This is a genomic window from Streptomyces sp. NPDC001634 (genome assembly GCF_040298185.1).
GTDB lineage: Bacteria > Actinomycetota > Actinomycetes > Streptomycetales > Streptomycetaceae > Streptomyces.
Window position 1 is genome coordinate 135401 of sequence record NZ_JBEOZU010000002.1, and the last position, 20069, is coordinate 155469.

Sequence of the window (20069 nt, forward strand, 5' to 3'; positions counted from 1 at the left end):
GTGTGTGTCCCAATCCCTCAAACTGACCGTCAACGGGGTCAACCGCACCGCCTACCTGGAGCAGTCCACCTGGACCATCTCCCAGAACTGGTCCCGGCAGGGCGACACCGCAACCATCAATCTCGTCGACGAGCACACCGGGGCACCCACGTTCTACGTGCCGCCGCTCGCCACCGTCACGCTCACGGACACCGGCATCAACCAGACCCTGTTCTCCGGCGTGTGCACGCTGCCGCAGCTCGCCTACCAGGGCCCCAACCTCAACTACTGGCAGATGTCCTGCACCGACTGGACATACCTGGCAGACAGGGCCCTGGTGGCGGGGGACTGGTCGAACATGACCGCCGACCAGTTGGCGATCACCTTTGTCAACCAGACCGGGGCGGGCATCATCGCGGCCTCCATCGCCTCGGGCGGGTACGTGCAGCCGTCACCGACGGTGCCCCGCCTGCAGATCAACTACCAGACGCTCACGGGCGCCCTCACCACCCTGTCGCAGCTCGTCAGCACCGCGGACACATGGGGCTGGTACATCGACGAGGGCCGGAACCTGCACTGGTTCAACACCAGCAACGCCCCGAACTCCGGGCTGACCTTCACGGATTCGGCCACCAAACTCGGCCAGTCCGGGTATGTGCAGTACGACTGGGACAACTACCACTACCTGTGGGACGCCACGAGCATCCGGAACCGCGTGACGGTCCAGGGCGCGAAATACAGCCAGCAGCAGGTTGACACGTTCGTCGGCAACGGCAGCCAGACCAGCTGGCCGCTCACGTTCACCGCCGACGCGAACAACCTCGGGAACGCGAGCCTCAAGGTCGGCGGCGTCTCGAAGACCATCTCGGCGCAGTCCGGATCAAGCGCATCCACCCAGTGGGTCGCCGTACAGAACAGTGCCGGCGCCTGGTTCCTCCAGCCCAACACCGACCCCACCCCCGGGTCCGGGACGGTTATCACGCTGACCTACACGTACCTGGCGCCGATCGTCACCACGATTCAGGACAGCTCCAGCGTCGCCAGCTTCGCCAGCCTCCCGAACAGCGGCGTCTTCCAGTACTACGTCAACGACACCAGCATCCCCACCCTGTTCACCGCCACCCAGCGCGGCCAGCGGGAAACGTTCACGTACTCCCGGCCGGAGGAACGCGTCCAGCTGCAGACCACCGAAAACTGGGGCGGCCACGTCCGCGCCGGGCAGCTCATCACCGTCGTCAACAGCGTGACCCCCGACTCGGAGAACAGCTACACGGCGGGCATCAACACTCGGTTCCTCGTGGTACAGAACCAGATCACCGGCATCGGCGGCGGCTACCGCAACTACCAGATCACCGCCGCCAGAGTGGGGTGAGCCTTGTCGATCCGCGCCCTCACCCTCCAGGACGTCTTCGCGCAGCTCTCAGGGGCCTCCAGCAACACCAATCCGTTCGACCCCAACACGGTGATCAACTCGTTCGCGGGCGACTTCGAGAACCTCAACCTCGCCGCCGCCTCCGAGACGTGGACCACCACGACCGGCACGAATTACCCGCTGAACTTGATCCAGGACGCGGGACCTTCCGCCTATTGGCGCTTGGGCGACCCGGCCTCATCCACAACCGTGTTCGACAGCTCACCGTTCGCGTCAACGTTGATCCCCAAGGTTCCGCTCACCGTGACCGGCGGGGTCACCTTCCAAGCCGCAGGCGCGATGACCGGGTCGACGGCAGCAACGTTCAACGGCACCTCCGGCTATCTCACCGCATCCTCCGCCGCGCCGCTGAGCCTGGTCTCGAACCTGACGATCGAAGCGTGGGTCAAGACGAGCAGCCTCGCCGCGGCGCAGACCATCGTCGACAAGGGCGGCACCGCAGGCGAATTCGGGCTGACCATCAACACCGACGGTTCCGTGGCGCTGGCTTTCGACGCCGGATCCGGCGGCGGATCCAACCTCATCGACGCCAACACGTCCGACATTGAGACCAGCGCGGCCGGGTGGGCGGCCGGATCGAACACCACGATTTCCCAGTCCACCACGCAGGCCCACACCGGCACCCATTCGCTGAAGATGGTCGGCACCGCCGCCGGGAACATGTTCGCCTTCTCGAACGCCAAATACCCGGTCACCGCAGGCACCTCGTACACCTGCTCGGCCTGGTTCTACTGCGCCTCACCAGGCCGCAGCGTCTTCCTCGACATCGACTGGTACGACAACACCAACACGTACATCAGCTCCGCCACATCCACCACGTACACCCTCACCCCAGGCACGTGGACACAGGTCGCCTTCAACGCGACCGCCGTCACCGGAGCAGCATCCATCGTCTTCAGCCTCACCCCGATCGCAAACACGGGCGGGGACATCTTCTACGCCGACACGATCACCCTCAACGCTTTGGGTGGTTCCTCCACCCTCACCCTGATCCCCGCAGGCGGCATCACCACCGGCGCCTGGCACCACGTCGCCGTCACCCGCACGGCCGCAGCCGGATCCGGCGGGACCGCGACCGGCTACCTCGACGGCGTCCAGAAGACCACCTCCTCCTGGTCTGGGTCGGTGGTGGCGTCCTCCAACGCGACACGAGTCGGCGCCACCGTCGGCACCCCGTCGAAGTTCTTCAACGGCACCCTCGACGAGGTCGCCGTGTACGCGCGGGCCCTGTCCGCCACACAGATTGCGAACCGGTGGACGTGGGCGCACGCCTCCGACTGCACCTCAACGCCCTACGGGACCGGCACTTACGGCTTCGTGAGCTACCCACTGCCGGGCGCTCCGACCGACTACAACTACGGCTCCGCAGCAACTTGGGGCGGTACGTCCGCATTTTACTGGGGGTAGGTCGTGATGCAGGACGTTGTACCGGTCGGCGCCCACGGACGGCTCTCCGTGACCTTGCGGGACGCCCTCACCGGCCGCATCGAGCAGCAAGCCGCCGCCGACAACCTGATCGTCACCAGCGGCCTCAACGCACTCGCACCAGCCCTGAACTGGGCGTTCATCCAGAGCCAGAACACGTCCTGGGGCAACCCCTACGCTGCGAGCAGCGGGAACCTCGGCAACGTGTACGGGCTCGTCGGCACCAGCAACACCGCCCCGGCCTCCGGGCAGACCGCGCTCGTCGCGGAGATCGGCCGAGCACTCGTCACCAACAGCGCCGTCTTCACCAACCAGGTCACGCTCGACTTCTTCTTCCCCCCACAGTCCGCGAACGGCACGATCTACGAGCTCGGGACCGCCCTCATGGCGTCCTACGTCGGACCGACCCTGACCAGCGCCCTCAGCTCCGGCACCCCCTACACCTCCCTGGCAATCACCGGCGTGACCGCGGACATCCCCTCCGGCTCCACCGTCACCCTCGGATACGGCACCGGAACCACCGCCACCCTGACGACAACCTCCGACACCCCGATCGGCGCCACCACCATGGCGATCACCAGCTTCACGCCCAGCGCCAACTTCGCCGTCGGATCGGTCGTCGCCTACACCCCCGGCACCCTCCTCGACCGCGCCGTCCTAGGCACCCCGGTCACCAAGCTGTCCAGCCAGACCCTGACCCTCCAACTGCAGATGAGCCTGGTATCCGCATGATCCCCATGCCCCCTCCGGCCGCCGCCGCCCTCCCGCCCGCAGTGCCCACGTATGCGCCGAGCCTGGAACACCTGCACGCTCAGCTGGGCCAGGCGCACGCCTACGTCGGTCAGCTCGGCGCGGAAATGCGGCGGCGCGCCGAAGAAGCCAACCAGCTTGACGACGACAACCAGCGCCTTCGTGGCCGGGTCACGGAACTGGAGGCTGAGATCGAACGGCTCCGCACCGTTATCGCTGGCCATGACGCCGAGGGGGTGAGCGTGTCGCCCTCTACACCGTGAGCCAAGGCGGCATCGTCAACGCCGCCGACATCAACCAGCTCGTCACCCAGGCCAACTTCCAGGCCGCCCCGCCCCTGTTCATCGGGGTCCAGACGGCCACCACAACCTCGCTGACATCCGGCTCGTGGGTGTCGGTGACTTTCTCCGATGCGGCCGGCATCATCGCCGACACCTACGGCGGGCACAGCACCTCGACAAACCCCACCCGGTACACCGCCAAGCAAGCGGGCTACTACCTGGTGTGGGGCGCTGTCTGTATGGCAACCAACACGACGGGTTCCCGCGGAGCCCGTATCGCCTTGAACGGGTCTGCGGTGCGTGGCGCGGCGCAGATGCTCGCGCCGGCCTCCGGGTCGAACACGTCGATCGCGACTACCCCGCAGCCGATCTTTATGAACGGCACGACGGACTACGTCGAACTGCAGGGCTGGCAGCAGTCCGGAGGCGCCCTCAGCACCACCGTCAATGGCGACGTCGACACCGGCCTCTACGTCCTCTACTGCCACACGTGATCCGAAGGGACCGAGCGTGAGTCAGACGACCAATCAGAACCAATACAACTTCGACATCAAGGTCTCCGACAGTGCCGGAGGGAACTACGGCGACATCATCGGCACCCTGAACGACGCCCAGGGCATGACCGACGCCCTGGCCAACCAGATCGTCAAGGCGATCAACGCGATCACCACACCGGCCGGGGTCACCATCAACGCCACCGTGGACAAGCAGACCGTCACCTGGGTGTCCTACTCGACCGGCTACGGAACCAACCCGATCACCTTCAGCTGATCAGAGCCGACCGCAACCGGGGAGGGATCGATGGCTCTCTACCAGGTCGTCCGCAACCAGCCCTCTCAGGCCCAGGACCTGAACCAGATCGTCAACCTTCTCAACGGCACGGACACCGCGACCCCGATCACCGTCTCCAACCGGATCACTGCGCAGATGGCCGGGGCCACCCCCGCGTCCGCGTATGTCGGCGGCGCCAACTGGGGTCCACCGTTCGGGGCCGGAACGTTCGCCGTCGGCGACATGTCGATCGACCCGGACTATGGCATGCCCTGGACCTGCTACCAGGCATCCGGCGGCCCCCTCCCGCAAGGCGCCTGGCAGTCCTCGGGTGCCGGGGGGCTGGTGGCCCGCTGGTGGCAGACCAACACCCAGACGCTGAACTCCGCCGCGTTCACGACGATCACGCTCGATACCGCCTCGTTCGACCCCTGGTCCATGTGGTCCAGCTCCGTCGCCGGATACGTCATCCCCCAGTTCGGCTGGTATGCGTTCTGCGGATCCATCCACCCCTACAGCGGCACCGCAAGCAACTACCGGGTCTCCGTCTGCATCTTCCAGAACAACCAGGAAGCCGCCCGCGGCTACGACGGGCAAGTCTCCGGCAACAGCGGCGGCGGCGACGTCGACGCGTTGCTGTGGTGCAACGCCGGGGATCTCATCCAGCTCGTCTCCTACATCAGCGCCTCCGGGGTCCGCACCAACAACCGCCCCAACCTGAACTCCCTGGCGATCCACTACATCGGCGCCCAACTCCAGTGAGGCGGTGATCGACTTGGCCCTGTACACCGTGGCCACGGGGCAGACGGTTTTGGCTCAGGACGTCAACCAGGTCGTCAACCTCCTCACCGGGAACGACGCCACGACGCAGCTCACCGTCGCCAACAGGATCCAGGCCCAGCTCACCGGCGCGACCGTCGCCTCCGGATACGTCGGCGGCGCGGCCGGGGCGGCCCCCACGAGCGGCACGTTCGCGCAGGGCGACTACGTCATCGACGGCACCGGCGCCTGCCTCTGGGTCTGCACCGCCGCAGGCACACCGGGCACCTGGAAGAGGGTCGGAACCGGCGGATACGTCGCCCGACGCCACCAGAGCGCTACCACGCAGACGATCAACAACGGGTTCACGAACCCCTTGAACCTCGACGTGCAGGACTACGACCCGCGCAGCATGTGGAACGGCACCAGCAAGGGCTTCGTCATCCCGTTCAGTGGCGCGACCTGGCGGATCAGCGGACGCGTATCCGGATCGTGGACTCCGTCCAGCGTCCGCATCGCCACCATGATCTACGTCAACGGCACCGAGGTCTCCCGCGGCTTCGACGGACAGACGATTAACCAGTTCGGCGGCGGATGCGTCAGCGACTTGTTGCAGCTCAACAACGGCGACCTCGTCACCCTCGCCTGCTACTCCAACACCGCAGGCTCCACCGAAAACCAAGGCCCCGGCGCACGCGTCTGGCTGGAGATCGCACTCGCTGACCAGTAAGGGGGAACCATGCGCGCCCGCTGGATCGCCGCCGCCCTGCTGCTCGTGGCCCTGGACGTCTACCTGATCGGCTGGCACTGGCAGGACGTCGGCGGCAACGTCGAAGCCCAGTTCATCATCTCCACCCCCCAGTTCATCGCCCTACACCTGCTGGCCAAACGCCGCGCCGAACGCCACCAGGCCGAAGTCCACCAGCGCCTCGACGCACAAGACGAAACCCTCGCCGCGAACCACGCCAAGGTCACAGAGATCCACCAACAGCTCACAGACTGACCTCTCGACCCTCTCGCCCCCGGACCGTCTGCCGGGGGCTTTCGCATGCCCACCCCTCACCGCGGAGGCCCCCGTGCCCGTAACCGACGGCGTTCTCGTCCACCGCTACCCGATGCATCCGCGCCTCGGCCGGCACCAAAGACTCGACGGCCGCAGCCTGTGGTTCATCCACCGCCACAAGCACTCCCACGTGCTGAAGCCGACGCACTGGGAACCGGCGATCCCGGTCCTCGACCAGGAAGACCTCGAAGCCCAGGGCATCCACACCAGCAGCCTGTTCCCCGGCGCGCCCGAGGTCGACGCCCTCGGATCCTGCACCGGCAACGCAGCCACGGCCGCAGTGTCGCGGATCCTCAACGCGGACGAGGCTCGGGCTGCCGGCCTCAACTACCTCGACGCGATCGCCGCCGAGGAGTGGGCGATAGGCCAGTATGCGGCGGCGACCCGCGTTGACGACTGCGCCGGCCAGTGGCCTACGGACGACACCGGATCCAGCGGCCTCGCCAACGCGCAGGTCCTCAAGGCGGGCGGGCTGATCGGCGGATACCGGCATGCCCTCGACGCCGACGGCCTCGCATCCCTCCTACAGACCGACGGCGTCATGCTCGGCATGGCCTGGTACAACGCGTTCTTCGAACCCGGCGGGCCGGGCGCGTTCATCGACGCCGACCCCGACTGGGCGCGCAGCGGCATCGCCGGCGGCCACGAGATCTACGCCACCGGCCTCGAGCAGATCGTGCAGGACCACGCCGGACGAGTCATCCCCGAGAAGACCGTCGTCACCTGCCGGAACTCCTGGTCGCAGTCCTGGGGCGACGCCGGATCGTTCCGCGTCCACCTCTCCACCCTGTACGGGCCTCTGCGGTCCTCCCTCGACGCCATCCAGATCCACGCCTAAAAGGGGGAGAGCATGACCGAACCGACCATCCCGCCCGCGCACTTCGAGCGCCGGACCCTGCACGAGGTCGTGGCCTACCCGCCGCACGCCCCACGGGAGGAAGACCCGCACTACAAGGTCTTCCACCACGCCCAGCACCACCTGATCCACGAACTCGGCGTCGGCTGCTGGATCGGCGGCGCCACCCTGGCGCAGATCAAGGCCGGGCTACCCGAGGGGCACCGCTGCGCGGGGGCGAAGCAGCTAGAGGCGCACCACTCGATCGCCGAGTTCGCGGGCCTCAACGAGGTCGACTGGCAGAAGGTCGCCAGCGACTTCCCGCAGGCCAACATCCACTCCGACGAGGACTTCCTCAACTACGCCGAGTCCGAAGGCGGCCTGATGATCATCTGCGACGTTCACCACAGGTCACCCAACCGCGGCATCCACTCCGTGACCTACCCGGCCTGGCTGCTCGACCGGTACGCCAAGGACGACTGGGAGTTCCTCCCCGCGCAGACCGAGGAGGGCCAGGCATGACCGGCTGGCGCCTGTACTGGCTGCTGTGGCTCATCGTCGGGTTCTGCGTCCCGGAGACCTACACGCTGATCACCAACGCGCGGAACACCCTCAGCTGGACGGTGTGGGACTGGTTCGGGGTCAAGGAGGGCGTGCCCCTCTCCCACTGGACGTTCCTCCACATCCTGCTGCTCCTCTTCATGTTCTGGCTCTTCTTCCACTTCGTGTTCGGCATCTGGCGCTGAGGAGGCGTGATGCTCAAGGGAATCGACGTCTCCTCGTACCAGTCGACCAGCTACTCGACGAGTGGCCTGTCGTTCGTCGGCATCAAGGTCACCGAGGGCCTCACCTACGTGAACCCCAGGTGGACCGGGCAACGGGCGACCGCCCGTGCCGCGGGCCTGGTGACGGTCTTCTACCACTACCCTCACATCGCGAACTCGCCAGCCGCGGAAGCCGACCACTTCCTCGGTCAAATCAACCTCGCCGCCGGGGACGTCCTCTGCCTCGACTGGGAGTGGTACGGGCAGTCCGTCAGCGACGCTCAGGCCCGCGCCTACAAGACCGCGTGGCTCGCCTACGTGAAGGCCAAGGTGCCCGGCCACAAGGTCATCATGTACTGCGACCGCAGCACGTGGCTCAACGTCGACACCGACTCCAACTGCGGCGACGGACTCTGGATCGCCGACTACGTCACCGCAGGCCAGCCCCGCATCAAGGCACCGTGGCGCTTCCACCAGTACAGCGACCAGCCGCAGGACCAGGACGTCGCGAACTTCGCGACGATGGCCGACCTGCAGGTGTGGGCTGGCCTTTCGGCGCCCACGCCGAAACCGGCCCCGCCCGTGGTGCCGCAGTGGCAGAGGCTCCTCGACCACGTCATGGCGGTTCCTGAGGGCGTGTACGAGCACTGGAACGCCACCGGCGGCTGGGACAACCGCACCCAGTGGGGGGTGGAGTTCGGAGAGGACGGCGTCCCGTACTGCGTGATCGGCGCCTGGGACGAGTACCACGAGTGCGGCCTCGACGCGGTTGTCCCGAAGACGGACAACGTCAACGCGTTCGCCCAGTGGGCGCGTAGCCACGGCGAGTGGACCGAATACCCGAGCGTCGGCGCTTGGGCCGACTTTGGCGACGGCGCCCACTGCGAGGTCGTCATCGGCTTCGACGCCACGCACGTGACCACGAAGGGCTGGAACAGCGTCCAGACCGGAGCCGCCGACTCAGGCCAGGGCAACGGCGTGTGGATCCACACCAATATCCGCACCGACCCGCGCATCACCGGCTACCTCGCGCCCCGCTTCCCCGACGGCCACTGCCCGCCGACCGCCGACCCCCATGACCCGCGCGGCGGCACCGCCCAAACCTCGTACACTCCACCGGAGACCGACATGCCCCTCACCGACGCAGACGTCCAGAAGGTCGTCCACGGCGTCCTCGGCTACAAGAACGCCGACGCCCTCAAGACCAACCCCAAGCTCCCCGACGTGTACGGCTACATCGCCGGAACCAACGGCGCCGTCGCCTCCCTCACCGCGCAGGTCGGCGCCCTCTCCGGCGCCATCACCGCCCTCACCAAGGCGGGCGGGATCACCGCCGAACAGGTCCAGGCCGCCGCAGCAGCCGGAGCGAAGGCGGCACTCGACGAGCTGGCCGCGGCCCTCGGAAAGGCAGGCGTGTGATGACCAAGACCTACTGGCTGGACATGGTGGAGCGCGTCGGCGCCACCGCCGGCGAGGCCGCGCTCGGCCTGGCCATCACCGAGTTCAGCAGCCTGCCCATGTGGTGGGCGGCGCTCCTCGTCCCCGTCCTGTCCGCGGCAAAGGGCGCCCTGGCCCGCTACGTCGGCGACCCGTCCTCGGCGTCGCTGCTGCGGCGCAAGCCGTCAATGGCCCCGGTGCCGGATCCGCCGGATGGCGGCATCAGCTCCGCCGCCTGATGCACGGCTTACCGGCCGCGCCATGTTCGTGCACGACTATGAGGGGTGGCCGTGGTCGATGACGTATCGCCAGGCGAGGTGTACAGACGTCTCGTGGACCACGAGCAGCGAACAGACAGGGTCCACGCCGCCCTCGACAGCAGGGTGACGGACCTGGCGAAAGACACGGTCACGGTCCGCATGTGGCAAGAAGCCGAACAGGACCGCGACCGCGAAGTCCGAGCCCTGACCGGCCGCGTGGAAAAGCTCGAGGAACGCCCGGCACTGTCCTTGGGCCGCTGGCTCGGCATCCTCACCGTCGCCGCAGCGTTCCTCGCGCTCGCTGTACAGGCCTACGGCACATTGAAGGGAGCGAAGTGACGGAGCCACCCAGAAGGCTGCCACGCACGTCGCTGGCGGGCGCCGCCCTGTGGGTCGTGCTGGCCGTGCTCCTGCTGACGGCCGCGTTCGTGGCGTTCACGCTGAACAGCATGGAGTCCTCCAACCGGCGGCTGCAGCAGCACGTTGACGCGCAAGACACCGTCATCTCGCGGCTCGCCGGCGGCCTGGACACCACCCGCAAGCAGTTGCAGCAGCATCACGTGAAGCCGTCCGCGCCGGCCGCGTCGAGCATCGTCCGCGGAGTGCAGGGTGTGCCCGGGGTTCCGGGGCCGGCGGGACCGTCCGGGGCGGCAGGCAGTCCTGGCCCGTCGGGCGCACCCGGAGCGCCCGGCAGAAACGGTTCACCTGGCGCCGCGGGTTCCCCCGGGCCGGCCGGACCGTCCGGGGCCCCAGGAGCTGCCGGCTCTTCGGGCGCCACCGGCCAGACAGGGCCGGCCGGGCCCCAAGGCCCGAAGGGTGACACCGGGGAGCAGGGGGCGAAGGGCGACACCGGACCGGCCGGCCCCCCGCCGTCCGGCTGGACGTTCACTTACACGCCGCCTGTCGGACCGTCGACGACGTACAACTGCACCCCGGACTCGGAGGGTTCGACGCACTACACCTGCACGCCCACCAGCAGCTCGGGTCCGCTGAAATCCAACGGTGCCGCGAAGGGCGCCCTCTCCCTCGGCGGGCTGCTCTCCATGGCCGCGTACCGGCGGATCGACCCCACCGGACGCCGCACCGACTGACCGCACGACGACGCCCCCACTTCTCTGCTTCGGCAGGGGAGTGGGGGCGCTTCGTCGTGTCAGGCCCGCGGGTGTACTCGGATCACAGTCCGGTGACAGTGGCTCCACGTTGGCGAGCGTTGGGCGCATCATGCCCCCAACGCACAGTCACCGTCCCAGGGGGATGCAATGCCCAGCTACAGCGACGTCGAGAAGGCTGCGAACGCGGAGAAGCGGCGTGTGTGGTTCGCGTGGCTGGCGGGCACGTTGCTCCTGCTTTTCGTGTGTAGGGCGGTGTGGGTGTTCTCGGCTGCCGCTGGGGTTGTCGTGGGGGTGCTCGCCGGTCTGGTGGTCGTCGCGTTGACGGCGACGGCGTATCGGATGCATGCGGCGTTGAACCGGCGGCTGGACAGGGAACGCCGTGAGGTACTCGGCGACGACTACCCTGGCTGACTCCAACGTGCAGCGGCCCCGCATCGGAACGCGTCCGGGCGGGGCCGTCATCACGCGGCGGTTGCAACTACTCGCGATGAACGCTGCGGTGAGGCGTACCGCCCTCGATAACATGCCATATCGCGGGCGAAAAATTGGTACAATTAGCTATGGCTGATGAATCGACAGAACCGCCTGCCGAAGCCCGCCGCCGACGGTGGGAAGACGCCGCATGGGCGGCTGGCCGCACAGTGGACCGCAACGCACTTGCCGTCTATATGGCCGTGGCGGACGCCGAGCAGGCCGAGGCGCGAGCCCGGGCGCTGACCCACGCCGCCAACCTCGCCATGAACGTGGCCTCCAACTTCGCGGACCTTCACGAACCCGTGCTCAGCAAGGGCGCCGCCGCCGTCATGCGGGAGCTGCGACGCTGGACAGCCGACGGCGCGGACCCCGTGCCGGACCCGGTCCTCGCCCTTCTGCGGGACGTCCTCGACCAGTTCAGCGACTGGCCCGGCGGCTTCCCATGGCCTGAGGGCGACCCCGTCGCGCACGTGTCCAACGAAACCTGGGACCGGTGGTGCGGCCTGCTGGAAGCAGCGGAGGCCGAGGCCAGCTCCTCGTCCATGAAGGGGGCGCAGCCGTGACGGACTTGATGCAGTTCTTGCGGTCACGGCTGGACGAGGACGAGCGTCGTGCGCGACTGATGGAGCAGCACTATCCGTCACCGTGGGAGATGTCCGACCGGGGCTGGATGGCCCACGTCGTTGCGAATGGGCCTGTGTTCCGCGAGGTCGTCCGGTTGGAGCAGTGGCACGGGCAGCCGGAAGGCATCTGGTTGGGAGAAGTCATCCAACACGCGGCCCGGCACGATCCGGGCCGCGTGTTGCGCGAGATCGACACCAAGCGGCGACTGTTGAAGGTGCACGAACGCCTGCCCGTAGGGGAATTCTGCTCCACCTGCGACGCCCCGTCCGGAATCCCTGGCATGCCCTACGGATGCGTCACCCTCCGCCTACTCGCACTGCCATACGCGGATCATCACGACTACTGCGAGGAGTGGCGGCCGTGATTGAGCCTGCCGAGTCCACCTATCAGGTCTGGTACTGCAAGCAGTGCGACCAGGCCTGCAAGATCCATCCGCCCACGGTCAAACCGTCCTGCCGATGCGCCACCCCGCTACCTGGCCTGCGGCCGACCACCGTCACGCAGATGCATACGCCGCAGCCGAAGCGGCTCCAAGCTCTCACCGACGAGGAAGGGCGCCTTCGCGCGTTGGCCAGGAAGGGGCGCCGCGTCCGAGTGACCTTCGAAGCCGAGGTAGCCGAGGCATGGATCAGCTCCAGCGGCAGCAGCGGCAGGCGCGTTCAGTTCATCGTCACAACACCCGACGGCCGCCGACACGTAGTCGACTCCGGTCTGCCCGGCCTCCACATCGAAGCAGCGTCCGACGGGGAGCAAGAGTGAACGAGGAGCGCCGCCAGGAACTGATCGCACGCATGGGAAACGAGATCGTCAACACCGAGCGTCCGCTTGAGTCCCTAGGTCAGAAGGCTGAGCGCATCGAAGCCGCCAATAGGGTAGAGCTCTACGACGCTGCGACGCTCGCCGTCCTGGCCGCCATGGAGAAGGCGGCGGACGAACACCTCGACAGGATCATCCCCGACAACACCAAGCGCGGATACGCCAACGACTGGGCGTTGTGGGAGGAGTTCCACGACTGGCTCGCCGAACGCACCGGGCAGCGACTGCCGTCCACGGCCGTCACCAAGGGGACGCTCGTCGGGTTCGTCGTCTGGCTCGACACCATCAAGGCTGCCGCCCCGAGCTCCATCGACCGGCGCATCACCGGCGTCACCGTCACCGCGCGCAACGAGCACGGCGTCGAGGTGCCCAAGGTGGCAACCGTCGCCGCACGGCAGGCCCTCAAGCCACTGAAGAACGACCCCGAACGCATGGCGCGCGGCCGCGGACCGGCGGCCGCCGTCACCCCGGAGCAGCTCCGCCAGATGAGCGTGGCCGCGGCCGCCGGACTGACCGGGCTCCGCGACCGCGCCCTGTGGCTCATGGCCTTCGGCATCGCTGGACGCTCTGCTGAGGTCGCCGCACTTAGGGCCGACGGCATCACCCTCGTCAGCCACGGGCTCGACGTGAACGTCCCAGCCGTGAAAGGGCGGCCGCCCCGCGATGTCGTGGTCGCCTACGGCAAGAACCCCGACACCTGCCCCGTCCGCGCCTGGCAGATCTGGCGCGCGGCCGCCGGAATCACCACCGGGCCCGCATTCCTCCCCATCGACGCGCGGGGCAACATGGGCGGCCGCGCACTCTCCCCGGAAGCCGTCCGCGAGATCATCGCCCGCAACGCCGAACGAGCCGGGATCGCCGTCCGCCTCACCGGACACTCGATGCGAGCCGGGTTCATCACCACCTCGCGGCGGGCCGGGAAGCGCGAGGAGAAGATCCGCGCCCAGTCCGGGCACGCCGCCAACAGTCCAGCCTTCTGGGGCTACATCCGCGAAGCAGACAAGTGGACCGACGCCGCCTCGGAGGACATCGGGCTGTGACACTCATCTGCACAGCAACGACTTCGACCTGCCGCCCATGCAAGGGTCGGGCCAGCAGTTGGCCGCGCGGCATCGACGGCGATCCACAGCTCTGTGGGCGACACCTGCCTGTGGAGCTGCGCGAGATCCGTGACGCCGGCTTCGCCGAGCTGGAGCGGCGTCGAGCAGAGCGGCTGGACGCTCGCGAGCCAGAGTGCTGGTCATGGGCTCCAGAGATTCCACTCGACCGCATCGCCGACGAGTACGGCTGGAGCGCCGACGACTTCACACCTCGCTTCCAGGAGCGAGACGAACAGGCCCTGCGCATAGTCTTCGCCGCATGGCACGGCCGCAGGTGCGCCGTCTGCGGATTCCACGACCGTCGCCTCGTCGACGACCACGACCACGACACGGGCTTGATACGCGGCCTGCTCTGCAAGAGCTGCAACGGCCGTGAGCCGCACGACGATGGGCTCTTCCGGAAGTACCGCGAGCGGCCCCCGGCGCTGATCCTTGGCATCCACCTGCGCTACTACGACCCGTGGCACGGCTGGGCACAGCCGCGCGCCATCGATCCGAATCAACTCGACAACCACCCCGCCTACGCCCTCGCCGCCAAGCTGGGGGAGCGGCTCCAGCAGAACGACGCCTGAGCACGACAACGCCCCCACGGCCGTCTGGCTGCGGGGGCGTTGTGCTGTCCTGGTTCATCCCCAGGCGGTGTCGCTGTTGCCCCAGGTGGTGTCGCTCATGGTGCCTCCCCTATATGGTGCGGCCTGCTTGCGGGGTTGCCCCCACGCCCCGGAGGGCCGCTGCGAACGAAGCGGGCCGCCCGGACACGGTACGCGCGGCCCGGCCCGTCTGCCAGGGGGCGTGCCACACTGTCTGTACTGCCCGTCAGGCCCCCCGTCCTGGCGGGCTCTATTATCGCCGCGTGTCCGGGTATTCGGCCTTCACTTGCTTCAGTGCCATCTCGTCCCACTCCATGATCAGCGGCACGCTGGCCAGCGGGAATCGCGGGCAGTGCACGCCGTCCCACTGCTCGCTGAAGTGCTGCCACATCTCGCCGGACTCCGTCTCGCCGAGACCGCACGGCTGCCCGCAGGACGCGCAGATGCGTACCTCGCCGGCGTGGTCGCGGATCGATTCCATGGCGTTGCCTCCTCGTCTGGGACAGTGCGAGGAACCTACGGGCCTGGGGAACGCGGCTTGCAGCGAACTCACGAATGAGTGACGGTCACGCGTTCTGGCTGACGTGAGATTCCGCCGCCCCGTTCTGGCATCCTGAGAGCCGATCCCGCTCACGGCCTGGGACGCCATGGCATCCGGGGCGAGCGGGTGACGTCTGCCGGGATCAGGTCGGAACCAGGGAACTGGATCCTCCCGCACCATGCCGCGCCCGTCGGGATCAACGCCGCAGCGGGGTAGAGGCCCCCGGAGATGTTCACCTTGCGCCCGCCCCACCACCCGGGGCGGGCGCTCGGGCTACGCCTCCAGCCCGAGCGTCTTGTCTGGCTCGCAGAACGGGCACGCCGCGATGTTGTCGGGGTCTTTGGTGAGTCCGAGGCGGGCGTCGTGCTCGCTGATGGGGCTGGTCTTGCGCTGCGCCATGGTGCAGTCGGCGAGGTGGATGCGTGCGGGTTCTGGGTGCTTGGGGTGCTGCTTGGGTTCGATGACGTACCGGGCCGGCTGCTGTTGCCGCTCCAGCTGCTCGATCTTCCGGCGGGTGTCGCGCAGCTGCCAGTCGAGCCACTCTTCGAGTGTGCGGAGTTTGGCGAGGCGCTCAGCGGGCGGGAGGTCGGACATGCGTTCGATTCTATGCGCTACAGTGAACCCCGCCCAGTGCGCTCGTAACGACTGGCACCGCGGCGCCCCCGCCTATCCACCCCGGCGGAGGGCGCCGCGGCACGAGCGGGTGACGGTCTGCCATCCTGGGGGCATGGACAGCTTCGATTTCGAGGCCGCGATGGAGCGGATGAGGAACGATCCGCGGTTCGACGTCCTGCGGGCGCGACTCGAAGCCGAGCCGGTGCTGCCGCCGCTCAGCACCATTCCGGCGCCCGAGTTCCCCCACCCTCTCCGCCTCGGCGGCGTGGTCCGCTACCGCTGCCCGCTCGACTGCGGCTGGCACCACGACGCACGCCCAGACGATGAGCCGATGGGACCGCTGCTGCTGCCCGCCGGCTTCACGACCGAGGACCTGTCGGCGGCGATCTCATCGCAGGCCGTGGTGCGCAGCAACAACTTCCGGCTCCGAGTCGAGCAGGCGATCGCGGAGCACTTCGATGCATCCCATCCCGATCGCTGACCCCGGCCGCTTCCACCTGATCCTGACCGCCGAAGGCGAGCCGCGCATGCACGGCTGGTGGGACGACCTCGCCGTGGCAAACTGCAAGTTCCGGTCGTGGGTCGGCGAGTACGGCAGCCTGCCCGGCGCGCACATCGTCCTCGTCGACAAGGAGGAGGGGGAGGCGCTCGCGAGCTGGCCGGAGGAGGCGGGCTGATCGTTCCTCTCGCTGTCATCCCCGTAGGCGAGGGGCACTCGTATGATCGCCCTCCGGACAACTTCAGGGGGGACCTGATGACGCAGCAGATTGAAGCTGAGAGACGTGCCACCCGAGTCGTCGCGGCCGTGGTCGTCGTGGTGCTCACCGCAGGCGGCAGCTTCATCGCTGGCCGCGTGACCGCGCCCGCCAAAGACGAAGGCGGCAATGCTTGCGCGTCGGCCACGGCGGCCATGAACCGTCTGCTCCAGGAGGGCAAAGACGCGCCCGTCGACGAGCAGCAGACGGTGAAGGATCAGCGGCTGGCAACGGTGGTGAACGTAGTTCTGCAGAACCCGAATTGCTTCAGCGCGGACATGCGGGCCCAGGCGCAGACGACGAAGGACAACATGGCGGCGCAGGCCAATTCAGATGCGGCGGCGCGAGCGGGGGAGTGCGCTGATCCGAACCATTGGTTGTGGCAGTGTTAGCCAGCCCGCGTTGTCGGTGCCGCCCCGTAGCATTTCCCCATCTATCCGCGCTGCATGGCTGCACGCGCTTGCCCCGCCCGGTGATGGACAGCGCCACACAGGGCGGGGCGCTCGACTTTCAGCCCTCCGCTGCCTCGGGCTCCGGCCGCCGCACGGCCCGCTTGAGCCCCATCTCGACGTCGATCCGCGGCAGCCCCAATTAGCCAAGCAGCTTGGTGTACCCAAACCGTCTTGGTATACTGGTCTCAATGGCGGGCGCCCGACCCGCCCGACAAGAGAAAAGGGGTTGGTATGACGCCGAAGAGTGCATGCCGTGTCTGTGGAGCCCTGGTGGGCGCACCGGTAGGCAAGAACTGCCCGCCGCACCAGGCGGCCGGAGACCGGGCCAAGTGCCCCGGTAGTGGCCAGAGCACGGTCCGCATCTGATCGGCGTGGCCCCACCCAGAGCAATTGGGTGGGGCCACCAACCCCAAACTACCCGCCCACCCTCCAAGGACCCCCATGCGCCCCGCCCGCCTCGAACTCCTCCTCGTCGACGCAATCAACGCCGACGGCCGCCTCACCGCCCGCACCTACAAGGAGGCCGGTCAGACCCGCTCCCCCTACGGCATTGTTGCCACCAGCCGCACAGGTGTCCCCATCGACGTACAGATCGTCGGCCGCCTTGCAGACGGTGAACGCCACGACCAGCCCGCGCAACCCGTCACCGGCGACCCACACCCGCACCTGGACGCCCCCGACCCCGCCGAGACGGGCCGTGTCGACCTCGCCCTGTTCGAGCGCTACCTCGCCTCGCTCGCCGTGTCCGTCGCCGCCAACGAAACCAGCAGTGTCGCCCTCTACCAGGACCGGAAGGAGCCCGGGGCGGTCCGCTACGGCGCCACCCTCAGCTACCACAACGGGGCCGCCATATTCCTGTACGTCCTCAGCGCCGGCAGCAGCCGGCACGAGGACTTCGCCCCGCCCGCCACAGTGAATGCCTGATGTCCGAGACGATCGCCGACAAGCTGCGCCGCCTGGAGAACCTCCACCAGGATCGCGTCCGACTCCAGCGCGAGGAGGAGGCTCTGGCTGCCGAGCTCGCCACGAGCAGCGTGCGTGGGGTACGCACCGCGATGGCCCGCATCTTGGAGGTCAGTCTGGAGGCGTTGCGGCAGCGGTACGGGCCCGTCCCATCCATCACTGACCCTGTCCGCGAGGCCGCCGAGCAGTGAGCGCAAGAGAACAGCGCCCCGCCTGCATTTCAGGCGGGGCGCTGTCGCGTGATGAGGTCGTCGGGGATGTCCACGGCGGGATCCTACGTGGCCGCAGACATGGCTCTGCCCCGGGCTGTGTGCCGAGCTGTGCGTTGGCAGTGACAGTGGTCCGGGCTTACGAATCCAGTATGGACCGGCGGAGTTGGCCGCGTCGAGCGATTTACGCCGCTTCGACGACCTCGACCCGTTCGGCCGCGACAGCCACAGTCCACTCGGCGACGAGCTGCTCGTACTCGGTGCGGGTGTCCCCGTACAGCCAGCCCCCGGTACGCAGCAGCAGCGCCCGGATCGCCGCATTCACCACGTCAGACGGGCGCACCGGGCCACGCGGCAGGGGAGTCGGGGGCATAGATCAAAGCCTAGCCGCGGGGTCTGACAGCGGTCAGCCCTCTACTGCGGGCGGCTCGGCCACGTAGGTCCCCTTCGCGGGGAGAGTCACCACGAGCCCCCGCTCCCGCAGTTCTTCCATCGCGCGCCGCAGCGTGCCCACCGCGACGCCGAGCTTCTCCGCGAGCTCCCGCTCACCCTCCAGGCGGGCGCCGGGCTGCAGGATGCCGTCTGCGATCTGCCCGGCAATGTGGTCGGCGACCTGCACGTAGGCGTAGACGGCCTTCGATGGATCCACCACCGGCTCTTGATCACCCATGGCGTCAAGCTATGGCGGCACACCGCGACACGAACGTGCAGGTAGCGGCATGCTGCTCCATGTAGCGGTATAGAGCAGACTGAAGCGGTAAGGTGCAATTTCACAAAAGCCCCCGGGACGCTGCACCGCATCCCGGAGGCAGGGCCGACGACTGGAGCGTCGACATGAACCACCCTACGGAGCCAGCCGCCCCACACCAGACCCCCGGCGCGCTCGACCGGCTGATAAGCGAGGCGTTCGGCGCGACCCGCGTCCTCCCGCCCCACGACCGCTGCGTCGAGCTCCGCAGCCAGCTACGGGCAGCGATCGAGGCCCTTCACCTCGACGCCCGCGAAGCCCGCACCGGCACCGTGGAGTACAGCCGCGACTGGTGGCGGCTCACCAACGCCATCACCGACGCCGACCATGCGCTCGCCGAAGACCTCGGCTCCGGGCTGCTGTCCGCGGCACTGCACGTGGCGGAGCTGGCCCGGCGGGCGCAGGCCCTCCGCGGCGCGATGGAGGGACTGCGATGAGCGAGAACCAGGAACCCCGCGACGCCCGGGAGCGCGCGGCGAAGTCGGCCGGCCGGGCGGCCGGCTACTGCTGGGTGGAGCACCCGGCAGAGCCGCTCCACTGCACGCGGTGGCCGAACCACAGGGGGCGCCCCCACAAGCACTACTACACGGGCACCGAGTGGGAGTAGACCCCCGCTGTCGGCCCGGCGCTGATCGGGGCGGTGGCGGGTTAAGGGTGGGCCGCGACGGCGAGCAGTACAGCGGCCCGCCCTGCACTGCGACGGGCGGCTTGGACCGAACCTTGATCGGAATCGTTGGCCAGGGCATCACTGTGCGCCGTGTCTAGGTGTTGATTGTGTAAAACCTGTGCAGATATATGCAGCGTGAATCTTCTGTTACCGGCGGTATAGGAGTTTGAATCCCGTTCAACGAACGCGCTTACCGGAGGAGGTCAGCGGGATGTATCCCCAGCACGCGCGCGATCCGCAGCAACGTCCCGATGCGCGCGTCCAGCGTGCCGGCCTCGACACCCTGATAGGTGGTCCGACCGACCCGGGCCGCCAGGAAGATGCTCTCCTGGGTGCGGTTCTGGCGAAGTCTTTCAACGCGGATGCGGTCGCCGATGGCTTTGCGTTCAGCGAGGAGCCAGGCGTTGTCGTCGGGCAGGTGGGGCACTCGTTACACGCTGGGGCGACCATGATCACAAGTCAGCCCGGAATTCCGGGCATTCTTTGATCTTGAAACTCGTGCGACGGACCGGCCATCCCTCCGCGTAGAGGAGGCGGAGGCCCGCCAATGCGCACACCAACCCCCATATCGCGCAGCCCTGCGGCGCACTGGCATATGCCGCAGGGCCACAGGTAGTGTCGAGAATCGAACGCGCGTTCGCTCGATC

Annotated in this window: 34 protein-coding genes; 29 read left to right on the top strand and 5 right to left on the bottom strand. The window is 68.0% G+C overall.

Annotated elements, in window-relative coordinates:
• The first annotated feature begins 4 nt into the window (after positions 1-4).
• From ABT186_RS02170 to ABT186_RS02275, 22 genes are all read left to right on the top strand, one after another.
• Complete coding sequence (locus ABT186_RS02170; protein ID WP_351923141.1) at positions 5-1351, top strand: hypothetical protein; 1347 nt, start codon at positions 5-7, stop codon at positions 1349-1351.
• Positions 1352-1354: 3 nt separating this feature from the next.
• A complete protein-coding gene (locus ABT186_RS02175; RefSeq protein ID WP_351923143.1) occupies positions 1355-2818 on the top strand; it encodes a LamG domain-containing protein in 1464 nt (487 codons plus the stop codon).
• Between the two features lie 6 nt (positions 2819-2824).
• A complete protein-coding gene (locus ABT186_RS02180; protein WP_351923145.1) occupies positions 2825-3568 on the top strand; it encodes a hypothetical protein in 744 nt (247 codons plus the stop codon).
• Positions 3565-3849 (top strand): hypothetical protein, encoded by a 285-nt coding sequence (locus ABT186_RS02185; protein WP_351923147.1) that lies wholly within the window; start codon positions 3565-3567, stop codon positions 3847-3849. The genes ABT186_RS02180 and ABT186_RS02185 overlap by 4 nt, the downstream gene beginning before the upstream one ends.
• Positions 3846-4361, top strand: a complete 516-nt coding sequence (locus ABT186_RS02190) for a hypothetical protein (protein WP_351923149.1) — start codon at positions 3846-3848, stop codon at positions 4359-4361. Before ABT186_RS02185 ends, ABT186_RS02190 begins: the two co-directional genes overlap by 4 nt.
• A 16-nt stretch (positions 4362-4377) precedes the next feature.
• Positions 4378-4638 (top strand): hypothetical protein, encoded by a 261-nt coding sequence (locus ABT186_RS02195; protein ID WP_351923151.1) that lies wholly within the window; start codon positions 4378-4380, stop codon positions 4636-4638.
• Positions 4639-4668: 30 nt separating this feature from the next.
• Positions 4669-5400, top strand: coding sequence for a hypothetical protein (locus tag ABT186_RS02200; protein WP_351923153.1), 732 nt, complete (start codon positions 4669-4671; stop codon positions 5398-5400).
• A gap of 4 nt (positions 5401-5404) precedes the next feature.
• Positions 5405-6127: a hypothetical protein gene (locus ABT186_RS02205; protein WP_351923155.1), complete on the top strand. Its 723-nt coding sequence runs from the start codon at positions 5405-5407 to the stop codon at positions 6125-6127.
• A 9-nt stretch (positions 6128-6136) separates the two neighbouring features.
• Positions 6137-6400 (top strand): hypothetical protein, encoded by a 264-nt coding sequence (locus tag ABT186_RS02210; protein ID WP_351923157.1) that lies wholly within the window; start codon positions 6137-6139, stop codon positions 6398-6400.
• Positions 6401-6473: 73 nt separating this feature from the next.
• Positions 6474-7298, top strand: a complete 825-nt coding sequence (locus ABT186_RS02215) for a hypothetical protein (RefSeq protein ID WP_351923159.1) — start codon at positions 6474-6476, stop codon at positions 7296-7298.
• A 12-nt stretch (positions 7299-7310) separates the two neighbouring features.
• Positions 7311-7817, top strand: a complete 507-nt coding sequence (locus ABT186_RS02220) for a hypothetical protein (RefSeq protein WP_351923161.1) — start codon at positions 7311-7313, stop codon at positions 7815-7817.
• A complete protein-coding gene (locus ABT186_RS02225; protein ID WP_351923163.1) occupies positions 7814-8041 on the top strand; it encodes a hypothetical protein in 228 nt (75 codons plus the stop codon). Before ABT186_RS02220 ends, ABT186_RS02225 begins: the two co-directional genes overlap by 4 nt.
• 9 nt (positions 8042-8050) lie before the next feature.
• Positions 8051-9478 carry a GH25 family lysozyme gene (locus ABT186_RS02230; RefSeq protein WP_351923165.1) on the top strand — a complete coding sequence of 476 codons (1428 nt, stop codon included), beginning with the start codon at positions 8051-8053 and terminating at the stop codon, positions 9476-9478.
• Complete coding sequence (locus tag ABT186_RS02235) at positions 9478-9735, top strand: hypothetical protein (protein ID WP_351923167.1); 258 nt, start codon at positions 9478-9480, stop codon at positions 9733-9735. The genes ABT186_RS02230 and ABT186_RS02235 overlap by 1 nt, the downstream gene beginning before the upstream one ends.
• Before the next feature lie 93 nt (positions 9736-9828).
• Positions 9829-10095 carry a hypothetical protein gene (locus ABT186_RS02240; RefSeq protein ID WP_351923169.1) on the top strand — a complete coding sequence of 89 codons (267 nt, stop codon included), beginning with the start codon at positions 9829-9831 and terminating at the stop codon, positions 10093-10095.
• Complete coding sequence (locus ABT186_RS02245; protein WP_351923171.1) at positions 10092-10847, top strand: collagen-like domain-containing protein; 756 nt, start codon at positions 10092-10094, stop codon at positions 10845-10847. Before ABT186_RS02240 ends, ABT186_RS02245 begins: the two co-directional genes overlap by 4 nt.
• 168 nt (positions 10848-11015) lie before the next feature.
• Complete coding sequence (locus ABT186_RS02250) at positions 11016-11279, top strand: hypothetical protein (protein WP_351923173.1); 264 nt, start codon at positions 11016-11018, stop codon at positions 11277-11279.
• A 230-nt stretch (positions 11280-11509) separates the two neighbouring features.
• Positions 11510-11905, top strand: coding sequence for a hypothetical protein (locus tag ABT186_RS02255; RefSeq protein ID WP_351923175.1), 396 nt, complete (start codon positions 11510-11512; stop codon positions 11903-11905).
• The gene (locus tag ABT186_RS02260; RefSeq protein WP_351923177.1) at positions 11902-12330 is read left to right on the top strand and encodes a DUF6221 family protein; all 429 of its coding nucleotides are present in this window, start codon (positions 11902-11904) and stop codon (positions 12328-12330) included. Before ABT186_RS02255 ends, ABT186_RS02260 begins: the two co-directional genes overlap by 4 nt.
• On the top strand, positions 12327-12725 hold the full coding sequence (locus ABT186_RS02265) for a hypothetical protein (protein WP_351923179.1): 399 nt from the start codon (positions 12327-12329) through the stop codon (positions 12723-12725). The genes ABT186_RS02260 and ABT186_RS02265 overlap by 4 nt, the downstream gene beginning before the upstream one ends.
• Positions 12722-13822, top strand: a complete 1101-nt coding sequence (locus tag ABT186_RS02270; protein ID WP_351923181.1) for a site-specific integrase — start codon at positions 12722-12724, stop codon at positions 13820-13822. Before ABT186_RS02265 ends, ABT186_RS02270 begins: the two co-directional genes overlap by 4 nt.
• Positions 13823-13932: 110 nt before the next feature.
• The gene (locus ABT186_RS02275) at positions 13933-14454 is read left to right on the top strand and encodes an endonuclease domain-containing protein (RefSeq protein WP_351923183.1); all 522 of its coding nucleotides are present in this window, start codon (positions 13933-13935) and stop codon (positions 14452-14454) included.
• Positions 14455-14725: 271 nt separating this feature from the next.
• Here the strand turns inward: ABT186_RS02275 and ABT186_RS02280 are convergent, their stop codons facing one another.
• Complete coding sequence (locus ABT186_RS02280; RefSeq protein WP_351923185.1) at positions 14726-14953, bottom strand: hypothetical protein; 228 nt, start codon at positions 14951-14953, stop codon at positions 14726-14728.
• 333 nt (positions 14954-15286) lie between these two features.
• On the bottom strand, positions 15287-15607 hold the full coding sequence (locus tag ABT186_RS02285; RefSeq protein ID WP_351923187.1) for a DUF6233 domain-containing protein: 321 nt from the start codon (positions 15605-15607) through the stop codon (positions 15287-15289).
• A 133-nt stretch (positions 15608-15740) separates the two neighbouring features.
• Here ABT186_RS02285 and ABT186_RS02290 point away from each other — a divergent pair, with 133 nt between their 5' ends.
• From ABT186_RS02290 to ABT186_RS02310, 5 genes are all read left to right on the top strand, one after another.
• A complete protein-coding gene (locus tag ABT186_RS02290; RefSeq protein ID WP_351923189.1) occupies positions 15741-16109 on the top strand; it encodes a hypothetical protein in 369 nt (122 codons plus the stop codon).
• On the top strand, positions 16087-16305 hold the full coding sequence (locus ABT186_RS02295; protein ID WP_351923191.1) for a hypothetical protein: 219 nt from the start codon (positions 16087-16089) through the stop codon (positions 16303-16305). Before ABT186_RS02290 ends, ABT186_RS02295 begins: the two co-directional genes overlap by 23 nt.
• Before the next feature lie 77 nt (positions 16306-16382).
• Positions 16383-16775 carry a hypothetical protein gene (locus ABT186_RS02300; protein ID WP_351923193.1) on the top strand — a complete coding sequence of 131 codons (393 nt, stop codon included), beginning with the start codon at positions 16383-16385 and terminating at the stop codon, positions 16773-16775.
• A gap of 501 nt (positions 16776-17276) precedes the next feature.
• Positions 17277-17759, top strand: a complete 483-nt coding sequence (locus tag ABT186_RS02305) for a hypothetical protein (protein ID WP_351923195.1) — start codon at positions 17277-17279, stop codon at positions 17757-17759.
• Complete coding sequence (locus ABT186_RS02310) at positions 17759-17989, top strand: hypothetical protein (RefSeq protein ID WP_351923197.1); 231 nt, start codon at positions 17759-17761, stop codon at positions 17987-17989. Before ABT186_RS02305 ends, ABT186_RS02310 begins: the two co-directional genes overlap by 1 nt.
• 202 nt (positions 17990-18191) lie before the next feature.
• Here ABT186_RS02310 and ABT186_RS02315 read toward each other — a convergent pair whose 3' ends face one another.
• Together ABT186_RS02315 and ABT186_RS02320 are read right to left on the bottom strand one after the other, a co-directional pair.
• Entirely contained in the window at positions 18192-18380 is a 189-nt protein-coding gene (locus tag ABT186_RS02315; RefSeq protein ID WP_351923198.1) for a hypothetical protein, read from the bottom strand.
• 33 nt (positions 18381-18413) lie between these two features.
• A complete protein-coding gene (locus ABT186_RS02320) occupies positions 18414-18677 on the bottom strand; it encodes a GntR family transcriptional regulator (protein ID WP_351923200.1) in 264 nt (87 codons plus the stop codon).
• A gap of 164 nt (positions 18678-18841) precedes the next feature.
• Here ABT186_RS02320 and ABT186_RS02325 point away from each other — a divergent pair, with 164 nt between their 5' ends.
• Both ABT186_RS02325 and ABT186_RS02330 read left to right on the top strand, forming a co-directional pair.
• Entirely contained in the window at positions 18842-19192 is a 351-nt protein-coding gene (locus ABT186_RS02325; protein ID WP_351923202.1) for a DUF6415 family natural product biosynthesis protein, read from the top strand.
• Entirely contained in the window at positions 19189-19362 is a 174-nt protein-coding gene (locus ABT186_RS02330; RefSeq protein ID WP_351923204.1) for a hypothetical protein, read from the top strand. Before ABT186_RS02325 ends, ABT186_RS02330 begins: the two co-directional genes overlap by 4 nt.
• 250 nt (positions 19363-19612) lie before the next feature.
• Here the strand turns inward: ABT186_RS02330 and ABT186_RS02335 are convergent, their stop codons facing one another.
• Entirely contained in the window at positions 19613-19849 is a 237-nt protein-coding gene (locus ABT186_RS02335; RefSeq protein ID WP_351923206.1) for a helix-turn-helix domain-containing protein, read from the bottom strand.
• Positions 19850-20069 lie beyond the last annotated feature (220 nt).